27 protein-coding genes are annotated in these 25,960 nt (G+C 62.3%); 14 read left to right on the forward strand and 13 right to left on the reverse strand.

The annotated features are described in order from the left end of the window. Positions 1-6 precede the first annotated feature (6 nt). Both AC1DFR_RS17315 and AC1DFR_RS17320 read right to left on the reverse strand, forming a co-directional pair. Positions 7-1,647, reverse strand: coding sequence for a relaxase/mobilization nuclease domain-containing protein (locus tag AC1DFR_RS17315; protein WP_476856371.1), 1,641 nt, complete (start codon positions 1,645-1,647; stop codon positions 7-9). 3 nt (positions 1,648-1,650) lie between these two features. Beyond that, entirely contained in the window at positions 1,651-2,040 is a 390-nt protein-coding gene (locus tag AC1DFR_RS17320) for a MobC family plasmid mobilization relaxosome protein (RefSeq protein ID WP_476856370.1), read from the reverse strand. A 251-nt stretch (positions 2,041-2,291) separates the two neighbouring features. On the opposite strand from AC1DFR_RS17320, the gene AC1DFR_RS17325 reads away from it, so the two are divergent. The 3 genes from AC1DFR_RS17325 (at position 2,292) to AC1DFR_RS17335 (ending at position 4,302) form a co-directional block, all read left to right on the forward strand. Beyond that, on the forward strand, positions 2,292-2,600 hold the full coding sequence (locus AC1DFR_RS17325) for a hypothetical protein (protein WP_476873991.1): 309 nt from the start codon (positions 2,292-2,294) through the stop codon (positions 2,598-2,600). Positions 2,601-3,124: 524 nt separating this feature from the next. Then, on the forward strand, positions 3,125-3,451 hold the full coding sequence (locus tag AC1DFR_RS17330; protein WP_476873992.1) for a helix-turn-helix domain-containing protein: 327 nt from the start codon (positions 3,125-3,127) through the stop codon (positions 3,449-3,451). A 38-nt stretch (positions 3,452-3,489) separates the two neighbouring features. Beyond that, on the forward strand, positions 3,490-4,302 hold the full coding sequence (locus AC1DFR_RS17335) for an IS3 family transposase (protein WP_476873993.1): 813 nt from the start codon (positions 3,490-3,492) through the stop codon (positions 4,300-4,302). A gap of 31 nt (positions 4,303-4,333) precedes the next feature. Here the strand turns inward: AC1DFR_RS17335 and AC1DFR_RS17340 are convergent, their stop codons facing one another. The 6 genes from AC1DFR_RS17340 to AC1DFR_RS17365 form a co-directional block, all read right to left on the reverse strand. Then, a complete protein-coding gene (locus AC1DFR_RS17340) occupies positions 4,334-4,831 on the reverse strand; it encodes a hypothetical protein (protein WP_476873994.1) in 498 nt (165 codons plus the stop codon). A gap of 234 nt (positions 4,832-5,065) precedes the next feature. Next, positions 5,066-5,290 (reverse strand): helix-turn-helix domain-containing protein, encoded by a 225-nt coding sequence (locus AC1DFR_RS17345; protein ID WP_476873995.1) that lies wholly within the window; start codon positions 5,288-5,290, stop codon positions 5,066-5,068. A 68-nt stretch (positions 5,291-5,358) separates the two neighbouring features. Beyond that, a complete protein-coding gene (locus tag AC1DFR_RS17350; protein ID WP_476873996.1) occupies positions 5,359-5,622 on the reverse strand; it encodes a ParB family protein in 264 nt (87 codons plus the stop codon). Further along, a complete protein-coding gene (locus AC1DFR_RS17355) occupies positions 5,612-6,067 on the reverse strand; it encodes a hypothetical protein (protein ID WP_476873997.1) in 456 nt (151 codons plus the stop codon). The genes AC1DFR_RS17350 and AC1DFR_RS17355 overlap by 11 nt, the downstream gene beginning before the upstream one ends. A 76-nt stretch (positions 6,068-6,143) precedes the next feature. Then, positions 6,144-6,680: a single-stranded DNA-binding protein gene (locus tag AC1DFR_RS17360; RefSeq protein ID WP_476873998.1), complete on the reverse strand. Its 537-nt coding sequence runs from the start codon at positions 6,678-6,680 to the stop codon at positions 6,144-6,146. Positions 6,681-6,683: 3 nt separating this feature from the next. Next, on the reverse strand, positions 6,684-6,971 hold the full coding sequence (locus tag AC1DFR_RS17365; protein WP_476873999.1) for a glutaredoxin family protein: 288 nt from the start codon (positions 6,969-6,971) through the stop codon (positions 6,684-6,686). 396 nt (positions 6,972-7,367) lie between these two features. Between AC1DFR_RS17365 and AC1DFR_RS17370 the strand changes: the two genes are divergently transcribed. Beyond that, on the forward strand, positions 7,368-7,505 hold the full coding sequence (locus tag AC1DFR_RS17370) for a hypothetical protein (RefSeq protein WP_476874000.1): 138 nt from the start codon (positions 7,368-7,370) through the stop codon (positions 7,503-7,505). Between the two features lie 21 nt (positions 7,506-7,526). Here AC1DFR_RS17370 and AC1DFR_RS17375 read toward each other — a convergent pair whose 3' ends face one another. The 3 genes from AC1DFR_RS17375 to AC1DFR_RS17385 all read right to left on the reverse strand — a co-directional run bounded on the left by AC1DFR_RS17375 (position 7,527) and on the right by AC1DFR_RS17385 (position 13,679). Further along, entirely contained in the window at positions 7,527-12,602 is a 5,076-nt protein-coding gene (locus AC1DFR_RS17375; RefSeq protein WP_476874001.1) for a helicase-related protein, read from the reverse strand. A gap of 35 nt (positions 12,603-12,637) precedes the next feature. Then, positions 12,638-12,916, reverse strand: a complete 279-nt coding sequence (locus AC1DFR_RS17380) for a hypothetical protein (RefSeq protein WP_476874002.1) — start codon at positions 12,914-12,916, stop codon at positions 12,638-12,640. Positions 12,917-13,094: 178 nt separating this feature from the next. After that, positions 13,095-13,679 (reverse strand): recombinase family protein, encoded by a 585-nt coding sequence (locus AC1DFR_RS17385; protein WP_476874003.1) that lies wholly within the window; start codon positions 13,677-13,679, stop codon positions 13,095-13,097. A gap of 333 nt (positions 13,680-14,012) precedes the next feature. On the opposite strand from AC1DFR_RS17385, the gene AC1DFR_RS17390 reads away from it, so the two are divergent. Continuing rightward, a complete protein-coding gene (locus tag AC1DFR_RS17390; RefSeq protein ID WP_476874004.1) occupies positions 14,013-14,468 on the forward strand; it encodes an N-acetyltransferase family protein in 456 nt (151 codons plus the stop codon). A 41-nt stretch (positions 14,469-14,509) separates the two neighbouring features. Here the strand turns inward: AC1DFR_RS17390 and AC1DFR_RS17395 are convergent, their stop codons facing one another. Continuing rightward, positions 14,510-14,914 carry an SHOCT domain-containing protein gene (locus AC1DFR_RS17395; RefSeq protein WP_476874005.1) on the reverse strand — a complete coding sequence of 135 codons (405 nt, stop codon included), beginning with the start codon at positions 14,912-14,914 and terminating at the stop codon, positions 14,510-14,512. Positions 14,915-15,790: 876 nt separating this feature from the next. On the opposite strand from AC1DFR_RS17395, the gene AC1DFR_RS17400 reads away from it, so the two are divergent. The 6 genes from AC1DFR_RS17400 to istB all read left to right on the forward strand — a co-directional run bounded on the left by AC1DFR_RS17400 (position 15,791) and on the right by istB (position 21,344). Then, positions 15,791-16,759, forward strand: coding sequence for a hypothetical protein (locus AC1DFR_RS17400; protein ID WP_476874006.1), 969 nt, complete (start codon positions 15,791-15,793; stop codon positions 16,757-16,759). Next, entirely contained in the window at positions 16,756-17,169 is a 414-nt protein-coding gene (locus AC1DFR_RS17405) for a GntR family transcriptional regulator (RefSeq protein ID WP_476874007.1), read from the forward strand. Before AC1DFR_RS17400 ends, AC1DFR_RS17405 begins: the two co-directional genes overlap by 4 nt. Before the next feature lie 209 nt (positions 17,170-17,378). Continuing rightward, positions 17,379-17,936, forward strand: a complete 558-nt coding sequence (locus tag AC1DFR_RS17410) for a hypothetical protein (protein ID WP_476874008.1) — start codon at positions 17,379-17,381, stop codon at positions 17,934-17,936. Positions 17,937-18,085: 149 nt separating this feature from the next. Further along, positions 18,086-18,610, forward strand: coding sequence for a hypothetical protein (locus AC1DFR_RS17415; RefSeq protein WP_476874009.1), 525 nt, complete (start codon positions 18,086-18,088; stop codon positions 18,608-18,610). A gap of 242 nt (positions 18,611-18,852) precedes the next feature. Then, on the forward strand, positions 18,853-20,529 hold the full coding sequence (gene istA, locus AC1DFR_RS17420) for an IS21 family transposase (protein WP_476874010.1): 1,677 nt from the start codon (positions 18,853-18,855) through the stop codon (positions 20,527-20,529). Then, a complete protein-coding gene (gene istB, locus AC1DFR_RS17425; protein ID WP_476874011.1) occupies positions 20,526-21,344 on the forward strand; it encodes an IS21-like element helper ATPase IstB in 819 nt (272 codons plus the stop codon). The genes istA and istB overlap by 4 nt, the downstream gene beginning before the upstream one ends. 65 nt (positions 21,345-21,409) lie before the next feature. On the opposite strand, the gene AC1DFR_RS17430 is transcribed toward istB, so the two are convergent. After that, positions 21,410-22,024, reverse strand: a complete 615-nt coding sequence (locus AC1DFR_RS17430; RefSeq protein ID WP_476874012.1) for a hypothetical protein — start codon at positions 22,022-22,024, stop codon at positions 21,410-21,412. 661 nt (positions 22,025-22,685) lie between these two features. Between AC1DFR_RS17430 and AC1DFR_RS17435 the strand changes: the two genes are divergently transcribed. The 3 genes from AC1DFR_RS17435 to AC1DFR_RS17445 all read left to right on the forward strand — a co-directional run bounded on the left by AC1DFR_RS17435 (position 22,686) and on the right by AC1DFR_RS17445 (position 25,804). After that, positions 22,686-23,264, forward strand: a complete 579-nt coding sequence (locus tag AC1DFR_RS17435; RefSeq protein WP_476874013.1) for an RNA polymerase sigma factor — start codon at positions 22,686-22,688, stop codon at positions 23,262-23,264. Next, positions 23,261-24,625 (forward strand): DUF8175 domain-containg protein, encoded by a 1,365-nt coding sequence (locus tag AC1DFR_RS17440; RefSeq protein ID WP_476874014.1) that lies wholly within the window; start codon positions 23,261-23,263, stop codon positions 24,623-24,625. Before AC1DFR_RS17435 ends, AC1DFR_RS17440 begins: the two co-directional genes overlap by 4 nt. Before the next feature lie 297 nt (positions 24,626-24,922). Beyond that, entirely contained in the window at positions 24,923-25,804 is an 882-nt protein-coding gene (locus tag AC1DFR_RS17445; RefSeq protein WP_476874015.1) for a hypothetical protein, read from the forward strand. The last annotated feature ends 156 nt before the right edge of the window (positions 25,805-25,960 follow it).

Consider the following 25,960-nt stretch of genomic DNA (forward strand, 5'->3'; position numbering starts at 1 on the left):
GGTGGTCTATCGGTCGAGGCCCGGACCAGCGTCGCGCCGGCTGGGCTGGTAGGTCCTTGCAGGCGTTGCCGGTGTGAGGGTCGTGGGCAGTACTGATCCGGGACGGATGGGGACCATGCCGCGCCGGGCGATATCAATCGCCCTCGGCGCCACTCCGGCCGTCGGGGCCGGCTGCTGTCCGGCGCCCACCGGAACCGGCTTGGGCATGGTCCCGGTGAACGGGGCCAGCCGCTCCTCGACCACCGACCGGATGCGTTGGGCCTCACGGGTCCGCCCGGACTGGGCGTGCATTTCATACACGGCGAAGGCGGTGTTGATCAGCTGCACCATGAGTGCCGTTTGCGCGGCCGTCTTGTTCTTGCTCGATGCGGCCATGAACAACATGGCCGTTCCCGCAATCGACGGGAGAGCGACAGGTTTGCTGTGCTGCCGTGGTGCGCGGAGCTGGGCGGTGCGGGACAGTTCGGCGGCGGTGGCCGCCAGCGGACCGGGGGTTGGTTCGAGCCGGTAGGACCATGCCGCGAACGCTCCGGATACGTCCCGTGCTGCCTTCGCCCAGGTCGCGTGATCATCACGCGGGATGGTGCGCAGCTGATCCGCCAGGGCGGATGCGTTGCGGGTGTATTCCACCCACGCTTCCGCCGGTGGTGTTGTGTTCTCGGGGCCGGTCCTTAAGACCGTGCGCTTGTTCCGGGCGGCTGCGTTCCATTCCGCTGCGGCTTCCGTGGCCTCGTGCGGGGTGTCGGGCCATTCTTCACGGAGGGCACCGAGTTTCAGGTCGGAGGCGAGGGTTCCGCCGCCGAACCAGATGGGACGTTCTCCCCGGGCGGGGCGTTCGGCTACGGAGTACCCAACAATGACGTCGGTGGTGTTCTTGGCATAGCGCGGCCGCACGAGCAGGCCGGTGTCGCGGGCCCGGCGGACGAACTCCGCCTCGGACGCGGAGGCGCTGGCGCTGGCCCGTACTTTCCGTGCCAGGGATGAGCGGTGCATTTCGCGGTCGTCCCGGATCGCGGTGGCCTTCTCGGCCCGGTCGTAGCCACGGGTGGCATGCACCGTGGAGAGCTGTTCCAGACCGTACTTGACCTCCAGCTCGCGGCAGGATTGCTGTGCTCGTTTGTAGTCGCCGTGCGTGGTGGCTTTGGTGCCGTCCTCGCGAACCAGGGACACCGCGATGTGGATGTGGTGGTTGCCGTTCTCGGACGTGCCGTGGTTGATCGCCGCCCACCTGCACTGGGCCTTGCCGCTGGCTGCGGTGAAGCCCATGGCGTCGACAAAGTCGTTGGCAATGTCTCCCCACTGCTGATCCGTCAGCGGCCCCTCTTCGGCGCGGAGGCTAAGCGAGCAATGCCAGACATCAGCCCGTTTGTGACCGTCCTCCACCCGCCGCTTCGATACCGCGTCCCAGCGGAAATCCTTCTGCAAGATCTCGACGCCAAAAGACTTCCGGGGCTGGTCCAGGTGCTTCCCGATCGCGACGGCGTCATCGCGGTCCAGGACGCCGTCGTCGTACCAGGCCATGATCGCTGCATCCCCGGCCACCAGGTGCGGATCGGTGTGGGAGTTCTTCGTCTTGTCCGCATCGGTCGATGCCAGATACAACAGCAGTCCGGACATCCTGGAGCCGCGGGTGATGTTGGGAATCATCGGCTACATCAGCCCCTCAATAGTCCGGTCAATCCGCATCGCAACCTCACGCACATAGGCCAGCGCCGCCTTCGCGTCCTGCGGGAACTCGTCGCCGGCGTTCGCGTGGCGGGCGATCTGGTTCACGTTGTTCGACACCCGCGCCAGGAGCGTGTGCAGGGCCATCAGTTCCGCCATCGCCGCTCTGCGCTCCGTCGGCGTCTCAGCAGTCTCGGACAGGGCCGCGGTGATCAGCAGGTTCGGGACCGTAACCTTCTCCCGGGCGGCCCGGGCAACCAGCGCAGCCTCTTCCCCGGCGGTCACCCACACTTCGCGGCGCTTCTTCGTCCCCGCCGGCGAGTTCTCCCGGCGGCGCTTGGACAGCCGCGGACGGGACTCATTCTGCTCAGTCAAGCACTCCCCCATCCCTTTCAAAGCCCAGCGCAGCGACCCCGAAACCGGGGACCACACCACCGAGTGTGCCAAGCAAACCGCCGCAGGCGCGTGAGCGACACGCCATTTACACCCGTGTAAATGTATAGCTTGCTCCGCCCTGCCGCCTTCCGCCCGTCGGTTTTCCCTAGGCGGTGGTTCTGCAAAGCAGCCGTCACCGGCATGCAGAGTCGCTGCCCGGAATCGTCATACCGGCGGGCTAGGCTGGTCGCATGGCAACCATCGACATTGAACAGACCCGTAACCAGGCCAAAGCACTCCTGAACTCACGCATCCATTCCGTGACCGAACTGGTCAAGACCCGTCAGCGGATCACCGACCTGCGGGAACAGCTCGCCGAGGCAGAACGTGAAGACAAGCGCGCGTACGTGCGCGCCACCAAAGACGGATGGAGCCCGGAGGAGCTGAAGAAGCTGGGCCTCGAATCCGGCGCTGCAGGGCGTCGCCGTAAGGCCGCGAACCGCGCCACCGGCGACAGCGCCGCGGCCACTACCGAGGACGAAACTCACGGCGCCCAGTAGCGTTGCCCCTCGCCCTCATGGGCACGGCAAAAGCCCAATCGCTCCGCTGCCTTTCCCACACACATGTGGACGACGGGACCCGGCTGACCGGCTGCACACAACCGCCAGATAACCTTGGGACTCGTCACTCACCAACGTGTCCGGCGATCATGCACAGCCTGGACATTGCCCGGTCACCAGCGGCCAGTTTCCCATGGACCAAGACACGCCGCTCCGCCGTCGCAGGACGCTGCGGCTGGCTCTTTTCAGCCATAGACCACAAGCAGCTCCGGTGGGCAGCTACGACGAAGGCCGGCACCTTTTTGAACTGCTCCCCGAAAGTTGGACTGAGAAATCAATCCTTACTTACGGGGAGCAGTTTTATGCAGGACAGTAGTTCGTTATCTGAGGAACAGCGCGAGGCCGCGGTAGCGTTGTTCGAGTTGGGTTGGGGTGCGAAGGCAGCTGCGACGAGGCTAGGGGTCCGCTCGAAGGCTGTCATCCGCATCCATGGCTTGTGGAGAGTTCGCGGAGGTACGGCGCTGGTGACCAAATCAACCAAGCGGAAGTTCTCGTTCGAGTTCAAACTCGACGCGGTCCGCCGGTTCCTATCCGGAGAGAGCCAGGTCGCTTTGGCGAAGGAGCTTGAGCTCTCGTCACCGGATCTGATCAAGAAGTGGGCGCGGATATATCGCAACGAAGGCGAAGACGGATTGCGCCTGAAACCAGCCGGCCGACCGATCTCACCTCCGAAGGCGCCGGCCCAGCCAGAATCGGAGTTGCAGCGGCTTCGCCGCGAGAACGAGCGCTTGCGGGCAGAGGTGGCCTTTCTGGGAAAAGTAAACGCCTTGAGGGACGAGGAACAGCGCTAAAGGTCCGCGCTGTCATCGCTCTCAGGGCCGAACACCGGTTGGAATTTCTTCTGGACGTCGCCGGGCTGCCCCGGTCGACATTCTTCTACCACCAGGCCCGGATTCTTGCCCCTGACCCGAAAGCCGACCTCAAGGCCGCGGTCACGGATATTTTCAAGAAGAGCCATGCCCGATACGGGCACCGCCGCATCCATATCGAGCTGGTCAAAGAAGGCTGGACGGTCGCGAAGAAGACCGTGCTGAAGCTAATGCGTTTACTGCGTCTGGTCTGCAAGGTTCGGCGGAAGAAGCGCTACAACTCTTACCAAGGCGAGCAGGGCGTCGTGGCCCCGAACCTGTTGAAGCGGGAATTTCATGCGGATGCCCCGAACGAGAAATGGGTGACCGATGTGACCGAGTTCAGCGTCGGTGACAGGAAGCTCTATCTCTCACCGGTCATGGACCTCTTCGACCGGCAAATCATCTCCTACGCCATTGGAACCTCGCCCAACCTGGAATTGACCAACTCATCTCTGCGCCGCGCACTGGCCACCCTGGAGAATGGACAGCAACCGCTCGTGCACTCCGACCAGGGATTTCAATACCAGCACACCTCCTGGCGCAGGCTCCTGCAGAACGCGGGCGCGGTCCAATCGATGTCCCGCAAAGCCAACTGCTACGACAACGCCGTCATGGAGAACTTCTTCGGCCACCTCAAAGAAGAGCTCTTCCACCGGGTCCGATTCATCAACACCGAGGCGCTGGCAACAGCACTGCACGAGTACATGCGCTGGTACAACACGGAAAGAATTTCTACCAAGCTCAACGGTCTAAGTCCAGTGCAATACCGTGCTCAAGCCCTCGCCGCATAGGAACCGGAAGAGCAGGCCGTTCTTCCCTGTATTAGGAAGGTCCGACCCCGCTCACGTATCTGTAATTGCCGCCGATTTCTTGAGCCAGTGCCCTCAAATCTTTGCCGCTAGGAGGCTCATTTAGTGCTTCAGACATGTCCACTACCATCCAGTTGTCGCCCTCAACAATGGTCAGCGGCTGCGCCGAATCGCTGAGTAGCTGGTGCTCGGCATTTCTGGCCTCTTCGTTCTTGAACCACGCAATCTGGACGCGGTTTGCGCACACTACGTACTCAGCCGTGAAACCTGCAAGGTCGGGATTGATGATGGGATCCGTCCTGGGCTTGTCATCGCAGCCGATTACCCTGGCAACTGCTTGACGGGCACTATCGAGGGAAGCGAATTCGCTGTGCTGCAATGCGGCTGCGGTCTGCGTGGTTGTAGTTTGCTGCGGTGCAGCAACAGGCTGCGAGTTGCCCGCGCAGCTTGAAAGCCCGATAGCCACCCCTATTGCGGCTACGACTGCCATGTCCTTGCGCGTGATCATCATTGATTCCCCATCCCCCCGGAGGTTATTTCAGTCATCCTTCCATACGACTGGCGAGGCGTACAGGTAACGAGGGCCTTAGGCAGTGCCATATGCGGGAAGGCCCCGTCCGATTGGGACGGGGCCTTCTGCAGGGCCGATCGTTGGCAGTTAAAGTTGAACGTAAACGTTAGCGAGTCCAACTTTCGGGGACCACTTCATTTCGAGGTGCCGGCCTTCGTCGTATCCGTGTTCTCTTTAGTCTTCCGCGGTGACGTCATCATCCTTGATCTGACCGGCAGCGATGCGCTCCGCGGTCTTCGCGAACGCAGCTTCGATGTAGGCCGATAGATCGCTCTCCCGGACCCGCCACACACCCCGTCCACCGAACTGCCCGGCGGGAAGCTCGCCGCTGCGCACGAGCGAATAGACCAGCGCACTCTTGACGTTCAGAATCTCCTGAACCTGCTCCAGAGTCAGCATCCTGGGGAACCCGGTCCCCGCCGCCGGCGCAGGTACCTCGCTCAAATTCTCTGTCCGTTTCGGCATACTCAATCCACCTCGTTCCGGTGTTGCAGCTCGTCCCTGGTGCGCTGTCCGCGGCGGAGGGATCCGGCCGGCGCCGGCTCCCACTTTCTGCCTTGGTTGTGCTTTCGTTCGAGTCGTTTCACTTCGCGCATCGTCGCTCGAACGATGAAGTCCGACACGCTCACATCACCCTCCAACGGCCCGACAGCCAGAAACGCAGCCCGGACCCGGCCGGCCTCGTCCTCCGTGAAGTAGGGAGTGAAAGCAGCGCTCTTTTTAGACGGCACGAAGGCTCCGTGGCCACGGGTGGAGGCTATCCAGGTAACCGCGACGAAGCGTCATGCTCCCGTCGTCATTCTCGCGGATATCGGAGTGCTCGTGGCTGCCGCCGGCGTGGGCAATGGCGGCGAGAACCAGATCAAGGTTTTGCCGGTCCAGGCCAGGAACGACTTCGCTCAGGACGACAGGCACGTTCTCCGCCAGGGACGCCGCGAGCAGCAGGAATCGCCGTTCCCCGCCGGAGTAGGGTCCGTTGTTGGCGTGCTCTCCGAGGGCTTCGAAATCAATCCACGCGTTCTCGGTGTAGCCCTCGGGCGTAATGCCGCTGGCATGGACCCAGGGGTTGCCGACGGCTGCGTAGCGGCCGCCGAAGGCGCACAGCAGCAGCTCCGTTCCGGCCTCGGAAGTGTAGGAGCCTTTTGCCCAACTGCGGAGATCATCTTCATGCGTCATAGCGGTTTCCTTGGTGTCTCGTAGGGCGCGGTGCATCGATTCCTGGAGTCAGCGTAGCTGCTGTCTCTGACTGTGGTCAGTACGCCGGTTCGGGGTCCTGGGGGCGGGTGCTGATGCGCCCGGCGGGGTTGGCATCCATGCCAAACCACAGGTCGTCGTCGGTGTACCCGCGGGCGCTGAGGCTGAAGTGATCAACGGGGTGGATTTCCTCACTGCGGCGTTCTTCTTCCGCTGCATCTGCGGCTGCGCGGGATGAGCCGTGCACGGCCGCTGCCGCGTATCGCAGGGACGGCCCAATCTCTTCGACTTCGAGTTCGAGCACGGTGCGCTTCTCCCCCGTCCTTGTCTCGTAGCTGCGGGACTTCAATTCACCCGTTGCGATCACGCGCATGCCCTTGGCCAGGGACCCTGCGGCGTTCTCGGCCGCTCCCCGCCAGATATGCGCAGGCAGAAACTGAGTCTCCCCGTCCACCCATTCGTTGCGCTCGTTATCGAACGCCCTGGGCGTGGATGCGATGGTGAAGTTCGCGACGGCCGTGCCGGCTGTGGTGAACCGCAGCTCGGGGTCGGCGGTAAGGTTGCCGGTCACTGTGATGCTGGTATCGCCCGACATTGATTACTCTCCCCCGGCCGTTCTCCATGCTTCGCGGACGGCGGATTCGATGGCGATGATTTGCTCGATTCCCCCCGGGTTCAGACCGGACCAGTGGTTCTCGGTGCCGTCCTTGTCGTACACGACTACGGGGACCTGGGAGTAGCCGAGCTCTTCGGTGATGTACTCGAAAGCTGCCGGATTGCTGGTGACGTCGACCTCGTGGAAGTCGATCCCGGCCTCGGCGAATTTCTGCTTGGTCTTAGCGCAGCCAAAGCATCCGGCGGGCTTGGTGTAGATGGTGAGAGTCATTTTCAGTCCTCGGTTTCGTATCACGTTAGTTAGGTTCGACTGGCTGACTTGCTACCTCAATTCTAACAATCATTCAACTGAATGAATAGGGTTTTTACCCCTAAATCTAGGGGTTTATGCAGACAATGCAGCCCGAATGCGTGAGTCCGTCCTGGGATCCGGCGTCAGCCTCCACACCACTTAGACCTCGGAATAGAGCCGCAGTAGGAGCAATCCCATTACCGGGCTGTGGCCGCCCAGGATACTTTCCTCCCCCTCCTCCAGCGCCTCGTCCACGGCCCTGCTTTCCCAGCTTGTTCTCCCGACAACGGCCGTCGGGCAGCTGGGCGCATAGAGACCAAGATGATCCCTTTCCTGTACGCCCTGTATTCCCGGTTGCGGTTCGCAGTAACCCTTATGAACGACTTTCTTGCTCTCAGGTTCTATTCGGCATGCCACCTCTTTATGGAGGTGGCGAAGATCCACGAAAAGGGCGCGCCCATCTTCCGCGCCCTCGCGGCCGTCGCGGAGGTGGTGAACATGTTGATGTCCTGAGCGCTGCCGGCTGCTCGGCCTTTAGCGCTCAAACCCGCCCTCACGCGATTGATCGGGGGCGGCTCCAGTACGTCCTTGGGGCGACGGGCGGGTGTGAGCCGGGTGCGTACTCTTCGGAGCCGTTGGGAAGCTTGCGGCTTGCAGTCTGCGCAGTCGCGCAACTGCCGGATCCACGTCCGCCTCGGGGGCCGAGGTCGCGGTTTCCGGCGCTGGCTTTGGAGGTTCGATGGAGGCTTTTAGTTTTTCGTCCAGTTCCGCGCACTTCGCACGGGCGGTGACAAGTTTGTCCTCGTACTTGAACGGTTTCCCTGCCTGGCTCTCGACGTCGGAAAGCACCGCCTGTTTTTCCGTGATGGTTTGGCGCAACTGGGCCTCGTAGTCAGGAAGGCCTGCCACTTTGTTCTCCAGCCGGGTGATGATGCCGGCGCTTCCTTCCAGCAGCTCCAGTCGGGTAAAGACGAGCGGTGGTGCGGGCACGTCTTTGAGGGTGATTGCGAGGTCCTGGTAGGAGCCGAGCCGGGAGTCGTCGGCGGCGTTACGGACCTGCAGCTCGTGGCCGCCGAGGATGGCCATCGTGCCGTGGTCCTGTTTTTGGCGGTAGTAGTTTCCGTATTCCGGCGTGTGGGTACGGACCCATTCAGAGATGGCCGCGACGGCTTCCGGGCGTTTGGTGTAGCTCTTGCCGTCGATAGTGGCGCTGAAGGCCTCCCCTGCGGTCGGGGTGATGCGCGGGAGTGCCGCCTGCAATGCGGGCAGCTTGCTTTCGGCTTTGGTGATGCTGGTTTGGGCCGCGGCTCTGGTCCAGGAGAGGGTGCTCTGTCCTTTCTCGTGGGCGCGTTTGAGTCGTTCGAGTTTGGTCCTGGCGGCGTCGGCCTCAATCTTGTCCATCACCAGTGGGTTGCCGCTGGTCGCTGCTTTGATCTGTGCAGCGTTGAGGGCAAGGTCTCCAACGTCCTCGATCTCGCGGATGTCGAGGCGTCCGCGGAGAACCTGCTGGATCATGGTGGCCTTGCGCTGGATCCCGTCCCAGGCGGCACTGTCGTAGCTGCCGACGGTGGCGTACTGGAAGTTGTGGACCTCCGCGTTGGCGTTGCCTTGGCGGATGATGCGTCCGTCGCGCTGGGTCAGGTCAGCCGGCCGCCAGGGACACGTGACGTGGTGGATCGCTTTGGCGCGGAGCTGGACGTTGGTGCCGGTTCCCATCATGGCGGTGGAGCCGATCAGCACGGCAACTTCTCCGGTGCGGCATTGTGCGAAGAGCTGGGCTTTCTGCTCGGGCTTGGGCGAGTCCTGGATGAACCGGATCTGCTCCGCCTGGATGCCGCCGGCGACGAGCTGGTCCTTGATCTGCTGGTAAGCCGTCCAGACCGGTTTGCCGTCGGGTCCGGTGTTCTTCGAAGGCGTGCTGAGGTCACAGAAGATGATCTGCAGGGCGCCCTTGTTGGCCGACATGGTGCCGGATTCGAAGCTGGTTTCGTATTCGTTCTCCCGGTTCTCTTCCCAGACTTTCAGGGTCTTGGCGACAACCTGGTCCAGTTTGGTCGCGGATTCGGGTTCGATGCCGACCATGCGCAGGTCCAGTGCGGCTTTGCGTCCGTCGTTGTAGACACTGAGGGCGTTGTCCGCGCCCTTCTCAGCCCAGCCAGAGAGGGAGTCCAGGCGGTCCGCGAGGCCCTTCATGTATTCGGCCAGTTCGGGCGGCTGCGGGATCAGTACCAGTTCCGGCTGCCGTTCCCCGTCGCCGGGCCGGCGGGCGAGGTCCGGGGTTTTCAGATTCAGGTCTTCGGAGAGCTTCACGTCGGCGAAGACGTGGAAGGACCGCAGCATCTCTGGGACGTTCTTGAACTTCGCGAAGCGCGGCTTGTTCTTCAGCCGTCCTCCGGCGTCCATCTCGATGGCGGTGACGGTTTCCCCGAACGTCGCCCCCCAGACGTCGAAGTTCTCCACCCCCGCGGCCTGGAGCAGGTCCGGGCGCAGGTAGCGCTGCATGACGTGGGCTTCAGTGATGGAGTTGGCAATCGGTGTGCCGGTGGCCATCGTGACGACGCGTTCCCCGTGGGTGCTGCGCAGGTATTCGAGCTTCAGGTGCATGTCGGTGGCCCGGATGGACCCGGCAATTTCTGCGCCCTTGATATTGGTGACAGTGCGGAGGTTCTTGTAGTCGTGCGCTTCGTCCACGAACAGGTAGTCCACCCCGGTGTCCTCGAATGTGAGTCCAAGGTCCGGTGCGGTGTCCATGAGCTTCTTCATGCGCTCTTCTTCGGCCTGGAGCTTGGTTTCAAGCTTCTTCACCGTGGTCCGGTCTTCGCCTTCGGCCTGGGCGTTGACGATGGTCTGCCGGACGTCGGCGATGATCGACTCCTGGTAGGCCTCAATGGTTTCGGCTTTCACGCCGATGCTCTTGAAGGCTTGCTGGGTCATGATGATGCCGTCCCAGTCGTTCGCCGCGGCGCGGGCGACGAACTGCCGGCGCGCGGTCAGGTCTCCGCTGTTGGTCTTGATGTCATCACTGCCGGCCGAGAGCAGGCGGGCCTGCGGGTACAGTTCCAGCCACTCACGGGTGAACTGCTCCAGCATGTGGTTCGGGACGACAACCATGGGCTTGGAGGCCATGCCCAGGCGTTTGAGTTCCATTGCACCCATCACCATTTCGGCGGTCTTGCCGGCCCCGACTTCGTGGAAGAGCCCCACGGCCGGTTCGGAGATGATGCGTGCCACGGCAGTGCGCTGGTGCGGGTGCGGGGTGAAGGTCTTGGCCAGCCCCGGCAGGGTCAGGCGGCCGCCCTCCTTGGTGTAGTCGCGCAGGGCCAGGGAGTTGAAGCGGCGGTTGTATTCGTCAATGAGCCGGCTGGCGCGTTCGGGGTCTTCCCAAACCCACTCGGCGAAGCGTTCCTGCAGGGCCTCGGCCTTTTCCTGGGCCGCTTCGGTTTCTTCGAGGTTGGCGACGGGTTTGCCGTCCTCGTTCTTGTCCTCGACCTGAATGCTCTTTTGTTCCAGAATGCTTTGCAGCAGATCCGGGGCGGGCCGGCGGCCCGTCCCCCACTCGTTCGTGGAACGGACCGTTCCCCGGTTGGCTTTGACCCGCCAGATGCCGCTGCCGACGCTGGTCACGCTGGCGTTGGGATCGGCCAGGATGTCCTGGACGAAGCGTTGGTGTTCCTCGGGGGAGATCCAGACCGCGCCGATTCGCGCCTCGACGTCTTCCATGCCGACCCGCGGCGGCTGGACTTCCTCCAGAGCGGTGACGTTCACGCTCAGGCGTTCGTCCTCGGCCGCCGCAGCGCGGGCGGCGTCGAGCTTGGTCCGGACGTTCCCGGACAGGTATTCCGGTGCTGTGACGAGCTTGCCGGTTTCCGGGTCATCGAACACGAGCGTGCCCAGCTGATCGCGGGCTTCCTCTTCCGTGACGCCCAGCAGGTCCGCGATCTGTTCCAGCTCGGGGGCCCCGTAGGTGTCCAGGGCGATGGCGAGGGCTTCGTCAACGGTGTCCGCGCCCATGAGCGGTTTGCGGGCCACCACCTGCCGGTGCTGGAGCAGGGCCGCGGGTGTCGCGGTCTGCGTTTCCTCGTTGAACCTCTCCAGGGCCGGCGGCAGCGTGCCGAAAGGGTCCGTCTGGCGCAGGATCCGCACGGCGGGTGCTGCACGGCGGGTGATGATGTTCTCGCCCGTTTCTTTATCCGTGCGGACAGATTCCGTAAAACGGTTCAGCGGTCCATATTTAGCGGCATATGCCGTGTACTGGTCAGCCAGGGCGGTTCGTTGAGCCGACATCGCAGGGGTGTCTTCGCTGTCGGAAGCTTCCATCTCCAACAGGGCGCGTGCTCCGTCGCGCATTCCCAGCAGGTCGCTCAGCTCCGCAGCGTGTGCTTTGGGTACAGGGAACGGGACCTGTTCCCCTGCACGGGCCACGGTGAACGTTCCGTCTTGTTGGGCGGTGATGGTGCCGTCCCATTGCTGCCCGGTGGCCGGCAGCAGCGCGGCTGGGGTTTTCCCCGGGGCCGGCTCGGCAGGGGCGTGGTTCAGGCCGCGGTCCAGTGCTTCCTGCACCACGGCGTCGAGCCGCTGGGCGAGTAGCTGCGGGATTGCGGCGAGGTCGTCGGCTTTGACGCTGACGGTTTCCTCGCCGTACATGCCGTTCCCAACTGTGATCTGCCCGAGGACGTTTTGTGGGTTCAGGTCAAAGTAGTTGTTGATCTTCACGTCGCGGCCGTCGATGATGACGGGCCCGACAGTTTCCCAGTCCGTGTTGGCAGGCTCCCGGCCCGGCTCGCGCTTGCGCAGCAGCAGCAGGTCGGTGAGTGCTTCGGTGCCCGCTGCGCGGCGGTGGGCTCCGGTGGGCAGGCGCACGGCGCCCACCAGATCCGCCATGGCGCTCATTTCCCGCCTCGAGGTGGGGTTGGTTGCGTCCATGGTGAAGCTGGAGGTCAGCACGGCGACGTATCCGCCGGGTTTCACCGCGGCCAGGCTCTTGAGGATGAAGTGGTTGTGCATGGAGTGCCGGGAGTCGGCGTTGTGGGTCTTGTCGTAAAGCGTGTTCTTGCTGAACGGGACGTTGCCGACGGCGAGGTCAAAGGAGTTGGTCTTGATCGGGGTGTCCGCGAAGGACTCGCTGCGGATCGTCGCGTCGGGGTAGAGGCCACGGGAAATTGAGGCTGTCAGCGGATCAAGCTCTACGCCGGTCATCCGGGCGCCTTCCGGGGCGAACCCGATGAACGTTCCCGCGCCGGATCCGGGTTCCAACACCTCTCCCCCGGTGAAGCCGAGCCGGTCGACGGCGGACCAGATTTCCCTTACCAGGGCGGCGTCGGTGTAATACGCGTTCGTCGTGGTCCGCGACGCTGCGGCATACTCGCGCTCGCTCAGGACTTCCTGCAGCTGGGCGCGCTCGGCCGCCCATTCGGCCTTGTCGAACAGCTGAGGCACCGCTCCCCAGCTGGACCACCGCGCCAGGGAACGCTGTTCTGCCTCGGTGGCCGGCCTCTGCTGGTCCTCCAGCTCCCGGACGATGCGGATTGCTTCTACGTTTGCTGCGAAGCGGGCTTTCTGTCCCGAGGGGGCAAGGTCAGTCTGGGATGCAGGGCGGAACCGTCCGGCCACCGCAACCTCTGCCGGCTCAGGCTGAGGTTCGGCCTCTAGTTCTCCTCGTCCTCCTGGACCCCGTAGGTCGGCTCCATCTCCTCCGGCTCCGCGGGAAGGCTGGCGTAGATCATCTCCTGGTACACCATCTCGCGTGCCCGGAGCTTGGCCATGTTCGCCAACCCGATGTACTCCAGCGGCGGTTCCGATCCCCTGGTTGGTGTCAGCTGTTCGCTGAGGTCCCAGATCGCCTGCTGGATCTCCTCCCCCAAAGTCGAAAAGTGTGTCTCGGGGTCCGCTATCTGCGCGAAGCTCTCCGGGTCGTGATTCTTCATGGTTTCCATGGCGTGTCTGCCGTGCTCGTTCATTGACTACCTCTTCCGGTTCGGCCCACAAGGACTCCAGACTCATCTGGCCCTCAATGTGGTTCTTAGATTTCCTCGGTGCCATGTGCGCCGTCCCCCTCCGTTTGCCTCCACGCTAGCGAAGGCATCGGAGGATTAACAGCCGCACCTACTCTTGGGGTACCTGCAGGCTCTTCCGCTGCCGTGCGAGCTCACGCACCACGGTGGCTTCACTGACCTCGATGGTCTTGGCGATGGCGCTGATCGTCCGCCTCTCGCCACGCATCCGGTGCGCGGTGGCTGCCTTGTCCGGCGTCATTTTGGTCGGCCGGCCGCCGACGCGGCCGCGGGCTTTCGCCGCTGCAAGGCCGGCCATGGTCCGTTCCCGCAGCCGGTTCCGCTCGTACTCGGCGATGGCGGAGAAGAAGTGGAACATCAGCACGCCCTGGGACGTAGTGGTGTCCAGCCAGGTCTCCGTCAGTGACCGGAGGCCAATATGCCGGTCGGCCAGCGTCTTCACGATGCCGGCCAGGTCAGCCGTGTTTCTGCCGAGCCGGGATAAGTCGTTGACCACCAAGATGTTCCCCGGCTGGAGGTGGTCCAGGCAGTCCTGCCACTGCGGCCGTTCCGCCGTCGCACCGGACGCGAAATCTGTCCAGATCCGGAAGCACCCGGCCGCGTTCAACGCATCCAGCTGCAAGTCCACCGACTGCTCAGTAGTGCTCACTCGGGCGTAACCCATCAACGTAGCCAAGGCACTCTCCTTCCGTCATTCAAAAACCGTCACCCACGGAGTTTTGACCAACAGCCGTCCCGTAGATTTCGTAGTCGAGTTCTGACACAGCCTAACACTGGGAAAACCGATTTTTGGGAGGGGTCCAGGACTTCCATGTCGACACAGGCATAAAGGGTCGTTTTTGACCGTAGCGATTAGGGCACTTTAACCGGGCGTTTCTTACGGGAATCCACAGGCTCGGAATCCCGTGCTCCTGGAAGACTGAAGTGTGCAGCCCTGCTGCCATTGCTTGAGGACCGGCATGCGGGCAGGAACGAAGGAGCGGTTCGGCTCGCCCAGTACGCTGTGTCCATGCAGATTCGTGAATCCACCCTGGATGACCTGGGACATGTGAATGCGATCTGTGATGCCAGCGACCGAACACGCTGGACCAGCGAGATGATCGCCCCCAGAATCGACCGAGTCGTATTGGTGGCTGTCACCCAAGGCGAGGTCGTCGGCGTGGCCAAGACGCATCTCCACCCGAATCCCGAAGGCAGCGCTCCCGCAGGCCACTATCTCGGGGGCGTCGTAGTCGCTCCGGGTTTCCGCCGGCGAGGAGTCGGTTCTACCCTCACCCAGGCGAGATTGGAATGGATCTGGTCTCGGGCTTCGATCGCTTACTACTTCACCAACGAACACAACACGGCATCCATCCGGATGCACGAGACTCTCAGCTTCCGGCCGGTCGCCCGATTCTCGGAGATTCGCGGAGTGACCGCGGACGACGGTCGGTCTGAGCTCATTCTCTTCGAGGCGTCCCGATAAGCGATCCCTTTCCAGAGCCGGTCACGCCGCCTTGCGTGTGCTTATTTATCGAGGATGCGTCGCTTCGCGGCAACAAATTCTTCCGCGGTTAGAGTGCCACGCGAATAGAGCTCTGCCAGGAGAGCAAGCTCAGATGCTATCGATTCGTTCGCGTTTTCCTTGCCTAAGCTCTTGGTCCAACGCCTTCCGGCACGGGCGGAAACGGGCGCTCTGCGCGTCTTGTTCTTCGTGACGGCATACAAAAAGAGCAAGATGGCGCCTAGGACTGCCCCCGCAATGCCCAGAGGCATGGACAGGTAGGAACCCGAGGCCGTCCCGACGACAGCAACTACGACTCCGGCGCCGACTAACCCGGCACCGGTTACCCACTGTGCCGTTTCATGGAGGGGCCGCGTGCCTCCGAACTTAAACAGAGAGCCGTCGGTCCCGACCACATGTCTATCCATGCGTTGCAGGATAGACCCAGGTCCAGCCGTTGAACATCCCTCCGCCCTCGACTGCTCAAGGCCCGGCCTGCGGCCGCACCGTAAGCGCTCGGTGAAGGATCCTTGGGTTCTTGCGGTGATTGCAACACTTAGCGGATGGGTGTTGTCGTGCCGAGGTATTCGATTTATGCAAGACCGGATCTTCTGCAGCTATTTTGGGCCGGGATGCAGGCTGGAGCTCGCAAGGCATCTACCGCGACTCAAGGAAGACGGTCTCAGTCGTCGTTTCTTCGTCGGCAGGCCGTCCGTAGATCAGCGCATAGCGCGAGTATGGCTCGGGCCGTCCGTCTCTAGTTAAGTGGTGGTCCTCCCAGCGAAGAAAGACCTCGAAGGGATTTCCGTTGGCCTTCTCCACGCCCCATTCAATGACGTCCGTGACCTGCTCGGCGTCAGTGACATCCCACTCGTCAACGAGCCAGGCAAAATGAGCCGCAGGCGGCGGAGTCCAGATGCGTACTCGGTACTCTGGCGGTGAATCACCACCGCCAACAGAATCACTAGAGTCAGCTCGGACGCTCCGCATGGACCGAGCCTACGCCCCGAAACGCTTCTGAAGAACGGGCCGCCGGGAGACCGTGTTGCGGAGATCAGTTCCGTTCGTTCCACTATTAGTCCCAGATTGGGCCGGGAACATCCCGTGGCGGGTTCGTCCAACGGAAGGTATCAGCATCCTGTTTTGCCATTGAAAGCTGTGCCGGCGTACCCAACGAACGGTGAGTTCGATCGAGCTTGCAAGCGCCTCCGGACGAAGGGGACGCCGCCGTCTTGTATCAAGTCGTTGACACACCATCGGCATGCTTGTACCTTTTCCTTGGTACAAGTTTAGGGGAGAAGATAATGGCGACTGCTGCTTTGCTGCTTGACGCGGGGTTGATGGTCCTTGTTCTGTTGGGGGCCGGGTGGGGAATGACGACCATGCCCCGGGCCGGAGGTGGAGCCGGTTCGCTCTCGCTGCGGCGGGCTCGGCGGAACGTTATCGGCCGAACCGCCGTTGCGTTGCTGGTCGCCGCTGGGGTGTTCGCGATGGCGTTGCTGGTCCAGGTGTCGTTTCCGGAATGGCAGGGCGTGCCGGTGTTCGTTGGCCCTACCGCGGGTGCCGGGATCGGGCTGCTCGTCTTTGGCGTGCTTCCGGCGGTACCCATCGAGGGTGACGTATCGCGTCGGACGGCGGTTCTTGTGCGCCGCTCGGCGCGGGACCTGCTGCCGCGCGGTATGCGCGTTCTGACCTTCGGCGCTGGCGCTGGTGCCGTGGCGGCAGCCCTGGCCGGTGGGCTGTCGTCCAAAGCTGCCGTCGGGGACGGCAGGTTCCTCTGCACGTCATTGTTCACTGCGGCCTGCCCTCCAGGAGGGCCTTACCTGTACCCGGGATGGCATTTTGCTGTTCCCGTTCTGGCCTCCCTGGCGGTTCTCGCAGTGGGAGCGGCGGTGGCATTCCGGCGTGTAATTCTGCTTCCGGCCGCTGTATGGCGGGAGCTGGCCGGCGCGGACCGTGCACTCCGTGCGAACACAGCGCGCGTGCTCGTCTGGCTCGTCGCGGCGCCTCTCCTGCTCACGCTGGGCATGTTCCTAGGCGCCGCCGGGGTCCCCCTGTTCAACGCCGCCGCGCTCGACACGGGCCTGTCCGGTGCGTCCGCGGCCGCGGTGTCCTCAGCCGGCCTCATACTGATCCTGCTCGGCGCCGGAGGCCTGCTCGCCGGATTAGGCGCTGCATTCACCGCGGCGATCCTCGGCATCCGGGTTGCCCGTCTGGAGCCGCGCCCCTCCGGCCACCGTCAAGCAGCAGAAGCGAGGGCAGCCTCGGCATGATCGTTCTCGATGCCACAGACCCAACCCCGCCGTACGAACAGGTCAGGGAGCAGATCGCCTCGCTGATCCGGTCCGGTGGACTGCCGGGCGGGCACCGGATGCCAACGATCCGGCAACTGGCCGCAGACCTTAGAATCTCCCCGGGAACAATCGCGCGCGCCTACCGGTCGCTCGAGACCGCCGGCCTGGTGGAAACCAGCCGCTCGGGCGGGACCAAGGTCAGATCCGGCAACGCTGTCTCCGAGCGCGTACACCGGGACACCGCAGCATTCCTCGATTCACTGGCCGACGAACCCGTCGCACTCGAGGAACTCTTAGCCACAATGGCGGCATTGTGGCCCAAGCGAGGCCAGCTGCTGCAGGCAGAACCTGGTTGGACAAATACCCTGTCGGAGCGGAAACCTCAGTGAGTCGCGGCGAAGCTGCCGCTTGCAGGCCTTGGTTTCGACCGAAATTAGGTCAAAACTCATCCGCGAAAAGTTTTGCACCGCCTGAAAGTCGATAACGGTCGTTATTGACGTGCCCATGCGAGGATTGCCAGCCTCGCCGACAGAAGTCAATGACAAAGCGAGCACGGACGCCTATGGTCGGGTTCAGCGTTCATTCTCAAGGGGGAACCATGGATCGCAGCTTGCACCTGCCGATCAGAATTTCAGTTCTGGCGGCGGCATTGCTCACGACATCCTGCGCAGTGCCGGGATCAGCATCCTCCACCCCCACCTCTTCCGGTATCGCTGCAACATCACCGAGTACTCCGACCAGTTTCAGGAGCAACAGTCCCGTCCCGGTCACCACCGGACCGCCGCAGGAAACGTGCGCGGCGTTCCTGCCTAAAGCGCCTTGCGCCACCTACGCAAGCGTCGCCGCAACATCGAACGGTAAGGCTCTGCCTTGGTCTGCCGCCGGGACCATCAAGGCGCGACTGACCTCCGTCGAAGGTACCCTGCAGCTGGTCATGAGAACGGACTGCGCCCCCGTTGGTGGGCCGGTCACGATTGCTGGAAACATCATGACCATCGGGTCGATCGCCACTGGCGCCAGCGGCTGCATCGGTACTGCCGGTCAAGATCAAGCCTGGATTCATGAATTTCTGAAACATCCCATTGCGATGACCTATACACAAGACACTTTGACCTGGACGAGCGGGAAAGACATGCTCAGCTTCAAAGTCGAGTAATTTTTTGGAACTAGGCGGACCCGTTAAGGACGAGCCGGCCAAATAGGGCTGTGGAAAACGGACAATCACTCATTCCCGTTGAAGGATCGTTATTGAGAAGTAACGGGGAAGCATGGCGCCGGCGCTAATCCACTGGCAGTCTGACCCTCATGATGAGGAAGCCTGTTTCTCCAACACTCGCCCTACTAATAGGGGGAGCTGTGTTGTTGGGCGGCTGTACAGCTCCTCAGACACAGGGAGCCAGTGCAAGCTGGGCAAAGGCGTACCCCACACTTCAAGAACTTACCCGAGACGCTGACGCCATTCTGGTCGGAAGCGTCGAGAAATCCACGCCGTCCTCAGCGGTAGATGGCATCCCCTTTACGGACGCCACCGTGACCGTAAAGACGTGGCTCAAGGGGACAGAAGCGGCATCGACCATCACAGTGAAACAAACTGGCAGGGCCGCACAAGGTGCGTCGGTATCTGTGACGGATCCCCTGATGCAACCAGGAGAGTCCTCAATGCTATTTCTCCACAAGAACGATGATGGTACTTACACCGCCTTATCCGGCCCAACGGGTCGCCTGCTTGTCTCGGGGACTACGGTAACGAAAATGCCGGATACCAGCCTAACCGAGACAATTCCCGAAACGCTTCCTGCGCTGATCACCGAGGTTAAACGACGCCTCTAAACGATCGTTCGTGAGAACGGTCCCTGCAGTGCCCTGCTCCGTTGCACACAGCCGGGAGCAGGATGCGGCGGCTACTTCTTTGATGCTTTTCGCCGGTGAATATGTCAGTCTGATCGGAGCCCACTAGGACGGCCTGAACGGTACCCACCTCAGCGACTTACCGGACCTAATGACGGCTTGAATGGTACCCATCTGTGAGCGTTGATCCCATCAATATCGGGGTCAAGTGCAGGAGGGCCGGGATGGGGTCAAGAGTGGAGTTGTTCGCCGGTATTCGCAGGGACGCCAGAGTCGACGGCGCCTCGATCCGGGAACTTGCGCGCAGGCACCACGTGGCGAGAAAGACCGTGCGGAAGGCTTTGGACTCCCCGCTGCCGCCGGAGCGAAAAACCCCGGAACGGTCCTCGCCCCGTCTGGAGCCGTTCAAGGCGGCGATCGACGCGATGCTCATCGAGGACACGACTGCGCCGCGGAAACAGCGCCATACCGCCCGAAGGGTCCTGACCCGGCTCATCGAGGAGCACGGCGCTGAAGAGCTGTCGTATTCGACCGTGCGCGACTACGTGCGGGCCCGCCGGGCCCAGATCGACGTGGAGGCCGGCCGCCGTGTGGAGGCATTCGTCCCGCAGGAACACGCCCCGGGCGCTGAGGCCGAAGTGGACTTTGGTGAAGTCTGGGTCGTGCTGAACGGCGTGAAAACGAAGTGCCACATGTTCATCCTCCGGCTGTCCCACTCGGGCAAGGCCATCCACAGGATTTACCCGACGCAGGCCCAGGAAGCCTTTCTGGAAGGCCACGTTGAAGCGTTCAACGTCTTGGGCGGCATCCCGACCAAGCACATCAGGTATGACAACCTCACCAGCGCAGTCACGGCAGTGGTGTTCGGGCAGGGCAGGCAGCGGCAGGAGAACGACCGGTGGGTGCTGTTCCGCTCGCACTACGGCTTCGACCCCTTCTACTGCCAGCCCGGTATCGACGGGGCCCACGAAAAAGGCGGCGTCGAAGGAGAGGTCGGCTGGTTCCGCCGCAACCGGCTCTCACCCATGCCTGTGACTGAGTCTCTGGATGAGCTCAACGACCGGATCCGGATCTGGGAAGCCCAGGACGATGCCCGGCGGATCAATGACAGGATCCGCACGATCGGCCAGGACTTCGCCGCCGAACAGTCGTTCCTGGCGCCGCTGCCCGCAGAGGTCTTCGACCCGGGGCTGGTGCTGACACCCAGGGTGGACCGGTCCTCGATGATCACCGTGCGGATGGTGAAGTACTCCGTCCCGGCACGGTTCATCGGACGCAGACTCCGGGTGTCGTTGAGGGCGTCCGAAGTCGTGGTTTTCGACGGGCGTGCCGTAACCGCCAGACATCAGCGGATCGTTGCCAAATACGGGCAATCAGTCCAGCTGGACCATTATCTCGAGGTCCTCAAGACCAAGCCCGGCGCGCTGCCCGGTTCCACCGCGCTGGCCCGGGCACGCGAGTCCGGGGAGTTCACCAACGCCCATGAAGCATTCTGGGCCGCTTCACGGCGGGTCAACGGCGATGCCGAAGGAACCCGTGAACTCATCGACGTCCTGCTGCTCCACCGCTCCATGGACGCTTCCGATGTCATTGCAGGAATCACCTCGGCGCTCGGGGTGGGTGCTGTCAGTGCCGACGTCGTCGCGGTTGAAGCCCGCAGACACGTTGCGGGCATGACGGCGGGTGGGTCCGGTTCGGACCGTCATCCCGTTGCTCACGATGACGTGAATGTGCAACGGGTTGTCAGCCTTACCCAGCGCCGGCTCATGGAGCCCGCCGCTGTCATTGCCGGACTCCCGCCGGATACCCGGCCGCTTCCGTCGATCGGTGTATATGACGACCTGCTGGCCAAACGCACCGAAAACCCCGCAGGAACAGTGTCGAAGGAGAACATCTCATGAGCCCAGCAGCACCCTCTACGACCATCACTCCGACCCTGCGCCGGCGGCGAGGCCTGACCGAGCAGGCCGCCGTCGCGGCCGTGGACCAGGCCTGCCGCCGGCTGCGCCTGCCCACGATCCGGGCTGTGCTCGATGAAGCCCTCACCGTCGCGGCGAAGGAACAACTCTCCTACCAAGGCTTCCTGGCCGAGCTGCTGCTGGCCGAATGCGATGACCGCGACCGGCGCTCCTCCATCCGCCGCGTCAAAGCAGCGAACTTTCCCCGGGACAAGTGGCTCGGCGATTTCGACTTCGACGCGAACCCGAACATCAACCCCGCCACGGTCCACACCCTCGCGACCGGGGACTGGATCCGCAAAGGATCGCCCCTATGCCTTATCGGTGACTCAGGAACCGGCAAATCCCACCTGCTCATCGGACTGGGGACCGCGGCCGCGGAAAAAGGCTACCGCGTCAAATACACGCTGGCCACCAGGCTGGTGAATGAACTTGTCGAAGCCGCCGACGAGAAAGTCCTGGCGAAAACCATCGCCCGCTATGGGCGCGTTGACCTGCTGTGTATTGATGAGCTCGGCTATATGGAACTGGACCGTCGGGGCGCCGAACTCCTCTTTCAGGTCCTCACCGAACGGGAAGAGAAGAACTCGGTCGCCATCGCCTCCAACGAATCCTTCTCCGGATGGACCAAGACCTTCACCGACCCCAGGTTGTGCGCAGCGATCGTGGACCGGCTCACCTTCAACGGCACCATTATCGAAACCGGCACGGATTCTTATCGGCTCGCAGCCACACTTGCCCGACAGACAGGCAACTAGTCTCTGCCATCACCGCGGCCTCAGACTGCCGAACAGGGCGTAGTGCCTTCCACCTCGCAGTTAGCCTACGGTTTGGCCCGCAACTGTCTGGTCCTTGACCTCAGCATTATCCAGATCGCCGCAGCCAAGACCAGGAAAAGCAGCGCAACCGGCAGGAGAAAAAAACCCGTGCCGCTGTCGCCGGCCGCCAATGTGACGCCGGAGAGGCCACCGAGAACGATTCCCACGAGAGCACCAGCAAGGGCGATCCTTTTCCATACGCCGGCGTCACGATCGCTGAGGTCCGATGCCTTTAGTTGAGCAGTCCTTTCCTGTTCATACAGCTGGGCAATCAACAAACCTATGATGGCCGGCAACAACCCCGCAGCCGGGTTGGCCTCCTGACGCTCCGTGCTGATGGAGGTGCTGACGACAATCGCGATGATGGTGGCCAAGACGACCCCGATGAGCGTGAAATATCTCCACCGTCGGCGCGTTCGCACAAGTCTCCCGGCCCTGGTCTTGCCCACCAGAATCACTCCACCCCAAGCAATCAGCAAAGCCGCCATGAGGCTCTGGAGGATTCCGAACCATGCCTCAGGGGCGTTTTTCCAAATCGTAAGGAGGGAAACCACGCCGAGAGCTATGACCACCAGACCGTCCGCGACCCGGAGCTTCCCCTCAGTCTCTCGAGATGCCATGCGCTAAGTGCAACTGGCAGCGGCCCAGTTGTCAATAAGTCAACTGGCAGACAAAATCCAGCGGCCGCGTGGCGCGCAGCGCCCGATGCCGGGGGCGAGTCGGTCTGGTGGGTACCGTTCGGGCCGTCCTGGTGGGCCCCATTCAGGTTGACACAGTCACGCCGGAGCACGATGGACCAGATGACGGAACCGGCGAGTATCAGAAAGCTCACAGTCCATAGAGTTGCCTGTAGTGGCGGTGTGGCTTCGGTTAGATTACCGGCATCTATTTTGTAGGCCCGTATCGTCCAACTCACGGATACGACGACAAAAATCAGGAAACTGATTACTCCCAGAATAATAGGGACGGCCTGTCTTTTCATTGAGCCCTGACTTTCAGTGAGCTACCACTTGTACCGAGGGGAGATGAAGTCGACCGGGTTGGATACGACTCTGCGCCATCCTTCCAGATCCGATGTGTTGTCGGGTGGTGGCTCAAAGAAGATCAGGAATTTACCGTACGAGTGGCAGACCCATTGCTGCCAGTGCGTCTGGTTGACCCGACCCCCGGTCTTGGTCTTAAGTTCATCCCAACCTGGACCTGCCGTGAGACCGCCCGGAATTCTCCAAAAAAACTTTCCTCCTTGTGAAACCTTTTGGCCTTTCGCGGACAATACAGGGCATGGGGAACGGTGAATCTGATGATGAGGGGCTGTGGCAACGCAGTCTTGAGGGCGAGGGAGAGGCATTCGGTGCCTTGTTCGACCGGCACCGTGACAGGGTATTCCGCCACGCGTACCGGTTGTCGGCGGACCGGCATGATGCTGAAGACGTCATGTCCGCGGCGTTTCTTGAACTGTGGAGACGCCGGGCCAAGGTCCGTCTCGTGGAAGGATCCGTGCTTCCTTGGTTGCTCGTCACGACGACGAACGTAGGACGCAACAGCGGCCGGGCGACGCGTCGGTACCGGCGGCTGCTCAACTCACTCCCTCGTGCAGAGGAGGCCTCCATCGAACTTGGTTACCTGCAGGATGAGCTGGATAGGGAGGCGGCCCGGGCACTCGGAACGCTCAACGCCGTGGACCTGCAACTGGTGAGCCTGGTCATCTTCGAGGGATACACCATCGCCGCCGCTGCCGCTGTTCTGCAACTGACACCCGCTGCGGCCAAGTCGCGCATGCACCGGGCACGGTCCCGCATGAAAACCGCACTCACCGGGACGCCCGAACCCTCCCCGGCCCTGGAAGGAGACCTGGCATGAACAAGCTTCACGTCAATGACACGTTCAGCAACGCCCTCCGGGCAGAACTGGTCTCACGGGTCCGAAAAACAACATCCGCGAGGACCCGGAAGCGCACCCGGCTGTGGCTGGGCGCTGGCATCTTTGCCGGCTTCGGACTTCTGGGAGGAGTCGGTGCAACTGCAGCCGGACTGTTCGTGACGCCCGGCAGCCAACAGGTCACACCCCTGTCATCGCAGGTGACAGAAACACACTCGGGAACGGCGACTGTAGAACTCGGCGCGCCGCCGGACGGAGCAACCGGTATTCAAATGGAAATTGTCTGCTTGACTCCGGGCCGTTTCGAATACGGAGGAGGCGCCAGCAGCTCCTGCGCGGCGGCCGACGTCGGCTCACGCGGAGACCGGAGCGGCTACACAGCCACGCTGTCCCCTGGGCAGGAGAGTGTGACCATTACGACCGAACCAGATGCGCGATGGCGGCTCACCGCCCGGTACGTGCGAGAGGAAACCACCGGCTGGGGCTACAACGGGAACGGCAACTCCTACGGAGCCCAAAACGAAAACGGGACACCCGACCTGATCGCTGTGATGGCAACGAATGGAACCCGGGGCTACGCCTACCGCACCGACCTGGAAGAAGCCGACGGCACCGCAGCCATGCGAACGTTCAAGAGCCCCCAGGACGCGGTCGATTGGCAAAAGGCACGCCGCGGCAAGTCATTCCCCATCCCCGTCTATGACATGGCCGGCAAAACGGTCGTGGGCGAGTTCGTCATCGGACCCGACAGAGGCGGCCCAGGCCTGAACAACGACAACGTACTCCCTAGTGAGCTTCCGGCCAACCCCGGTTCCAGCACTGTTTGTACCCTGCCTCCGGGGGACCAAGAAGTGCCGCTGACCGCACCCGAAGCCGTTTGGTCACTGGACGGGAAAGTGGCAGTCCCCGCCGCAGCCGCGTTTGGGCCAGGCACCATCACCGATGGCGCGGCCAGGTGTTTTGCGCACAACCCTTCTGGAGCTTTGTTCGCCGGTGCCCACATGCTCTCTGTGGCTTGGCAGGAAGGGCCGCTAGTGCTCGTCACCAAGTACGCTGTGGACTCCCCGGAAAAAGCCTGGGTATTGGACAGCCTGCTCACCCGGACGAGATCTCTGCCAGATCCCGTTCCACAGATCAAGGGATACCGGATCACCATGGATGGACCGGACAAGGCGATAGTCCAGATGGCGGTAACCATGAAAGGCTCTCTTGTCAGCGGACAAGTGAACTTGGAATGGGCCGGAACGGACTGGTCCATCGACGCCTCAAGTGTCCTGAGTAGCCTTGGCGGCCCGATCAACGACCTCGCGGGTTACACACCGTGGGCAGGAATTGAGGGCTGAATGTGTCAACTGAACGGAGTCCGCTAGGACGGCCAGAACGGTTTCCACCGGAAAGATGCTCCACCCGGTGCTCATCATGCAAAGTTTGCGTGGCCGCCATTTCGGGACGGGACGAGCCCCGCAGACTGGGCTTGAGGACCGATGCCGTGGCACAATCCGACGGATGTGTCCCGTAGTAGGTTCCTAAACACGTCAAAACTCATCTGCGAGACGATTTGCACCAGCCGATATTCGAAAACGGTCGTTATTGACTCCCTCACCAACGCCGTTAGGGACATTCAGAGGTATGTTGACTCAATGTCAGTCCAAGCCCCCGATCTGCGCCTTCTAGTTCAGCGCATCCTGGTGCAGCAAAGAGCAACTGTCGCGACAGCCGCAACGCAAGCGCTCGACATTCTTGGTAGTCCTCCTGCCGGTTCACCAGCGTCGCGTGATCAGGAGTGGGCCCGTCAGCATGAACATCCTGACACGGTGGTGGCAGCCTTTGCCGAGTCGGTGGGAACGGCGGCCGCGCTGCTGGCCGCGGCCGATGAATATTCCCGCGGAATCGTGGCGCTACTCGATGATGATCAGATGCTTGCCTTGCCGGCCATGAATTGCGTCCGTGCCATACACGACGCCTCATTGCGGATGTGTTCACTGGCAGACCCTGGTATCGCTGCGGAAGCGAGGCTAGCCCGCTGCGCTGCAGATTTCCTTGCAACGGTCCAAGGTGGCATCCCACTTCTTCGTATTTTTAACAACTCGTTAGAAGACAGGGGTGATCTCCAGAAGGCCTTGAAGGGCAGAGACGGGGCAGTAGAACACTTCGTTGGGATCGGGCTGGAAGTGAAGCTAAACGGGAACGGAGACGCGATCAACGTTCGCTGTGGCAACAACCTGGCTAACGTTAATGTAAAGAGTACGGATTTGAGCCTTAAGTACACACCGCTTGTCCATTACGCGTGGGGGCTTAACTCGGGGGCCACACACTCAAGCTCTTGGCTGACGCACGGGCTGTCGGGTCCTTGGTCCCAATTACTCGTGTCAATGATCTCCCCGTTGCTGGATATTTCTGATGCTCTCGCCACTAACCTCCTCGGATATGTAGGTCTACCTGCGGATGAACTTCTCCGATCCACGCATACTCGCCGGCTCGTGCTCATGGATCGGTACGGACGTGATGAACGTCCGTTGTGAACCATGAGACGGGACTGCTGAAGGTTTGATTGACACTTTGCCTGTGAGGATTTGATCCTTGCGGGTGGAAGGATGTTCATCATGCCCAAAGCCTTTCCCGAAGAGTTCCGCCGCGATGTCGTCGCGGTTGCCCGCAAGGGCGAAGCGCCCATCACG

The organism is Arthrobacter sp. 05T410 (genome assembly GCF_056396505.1).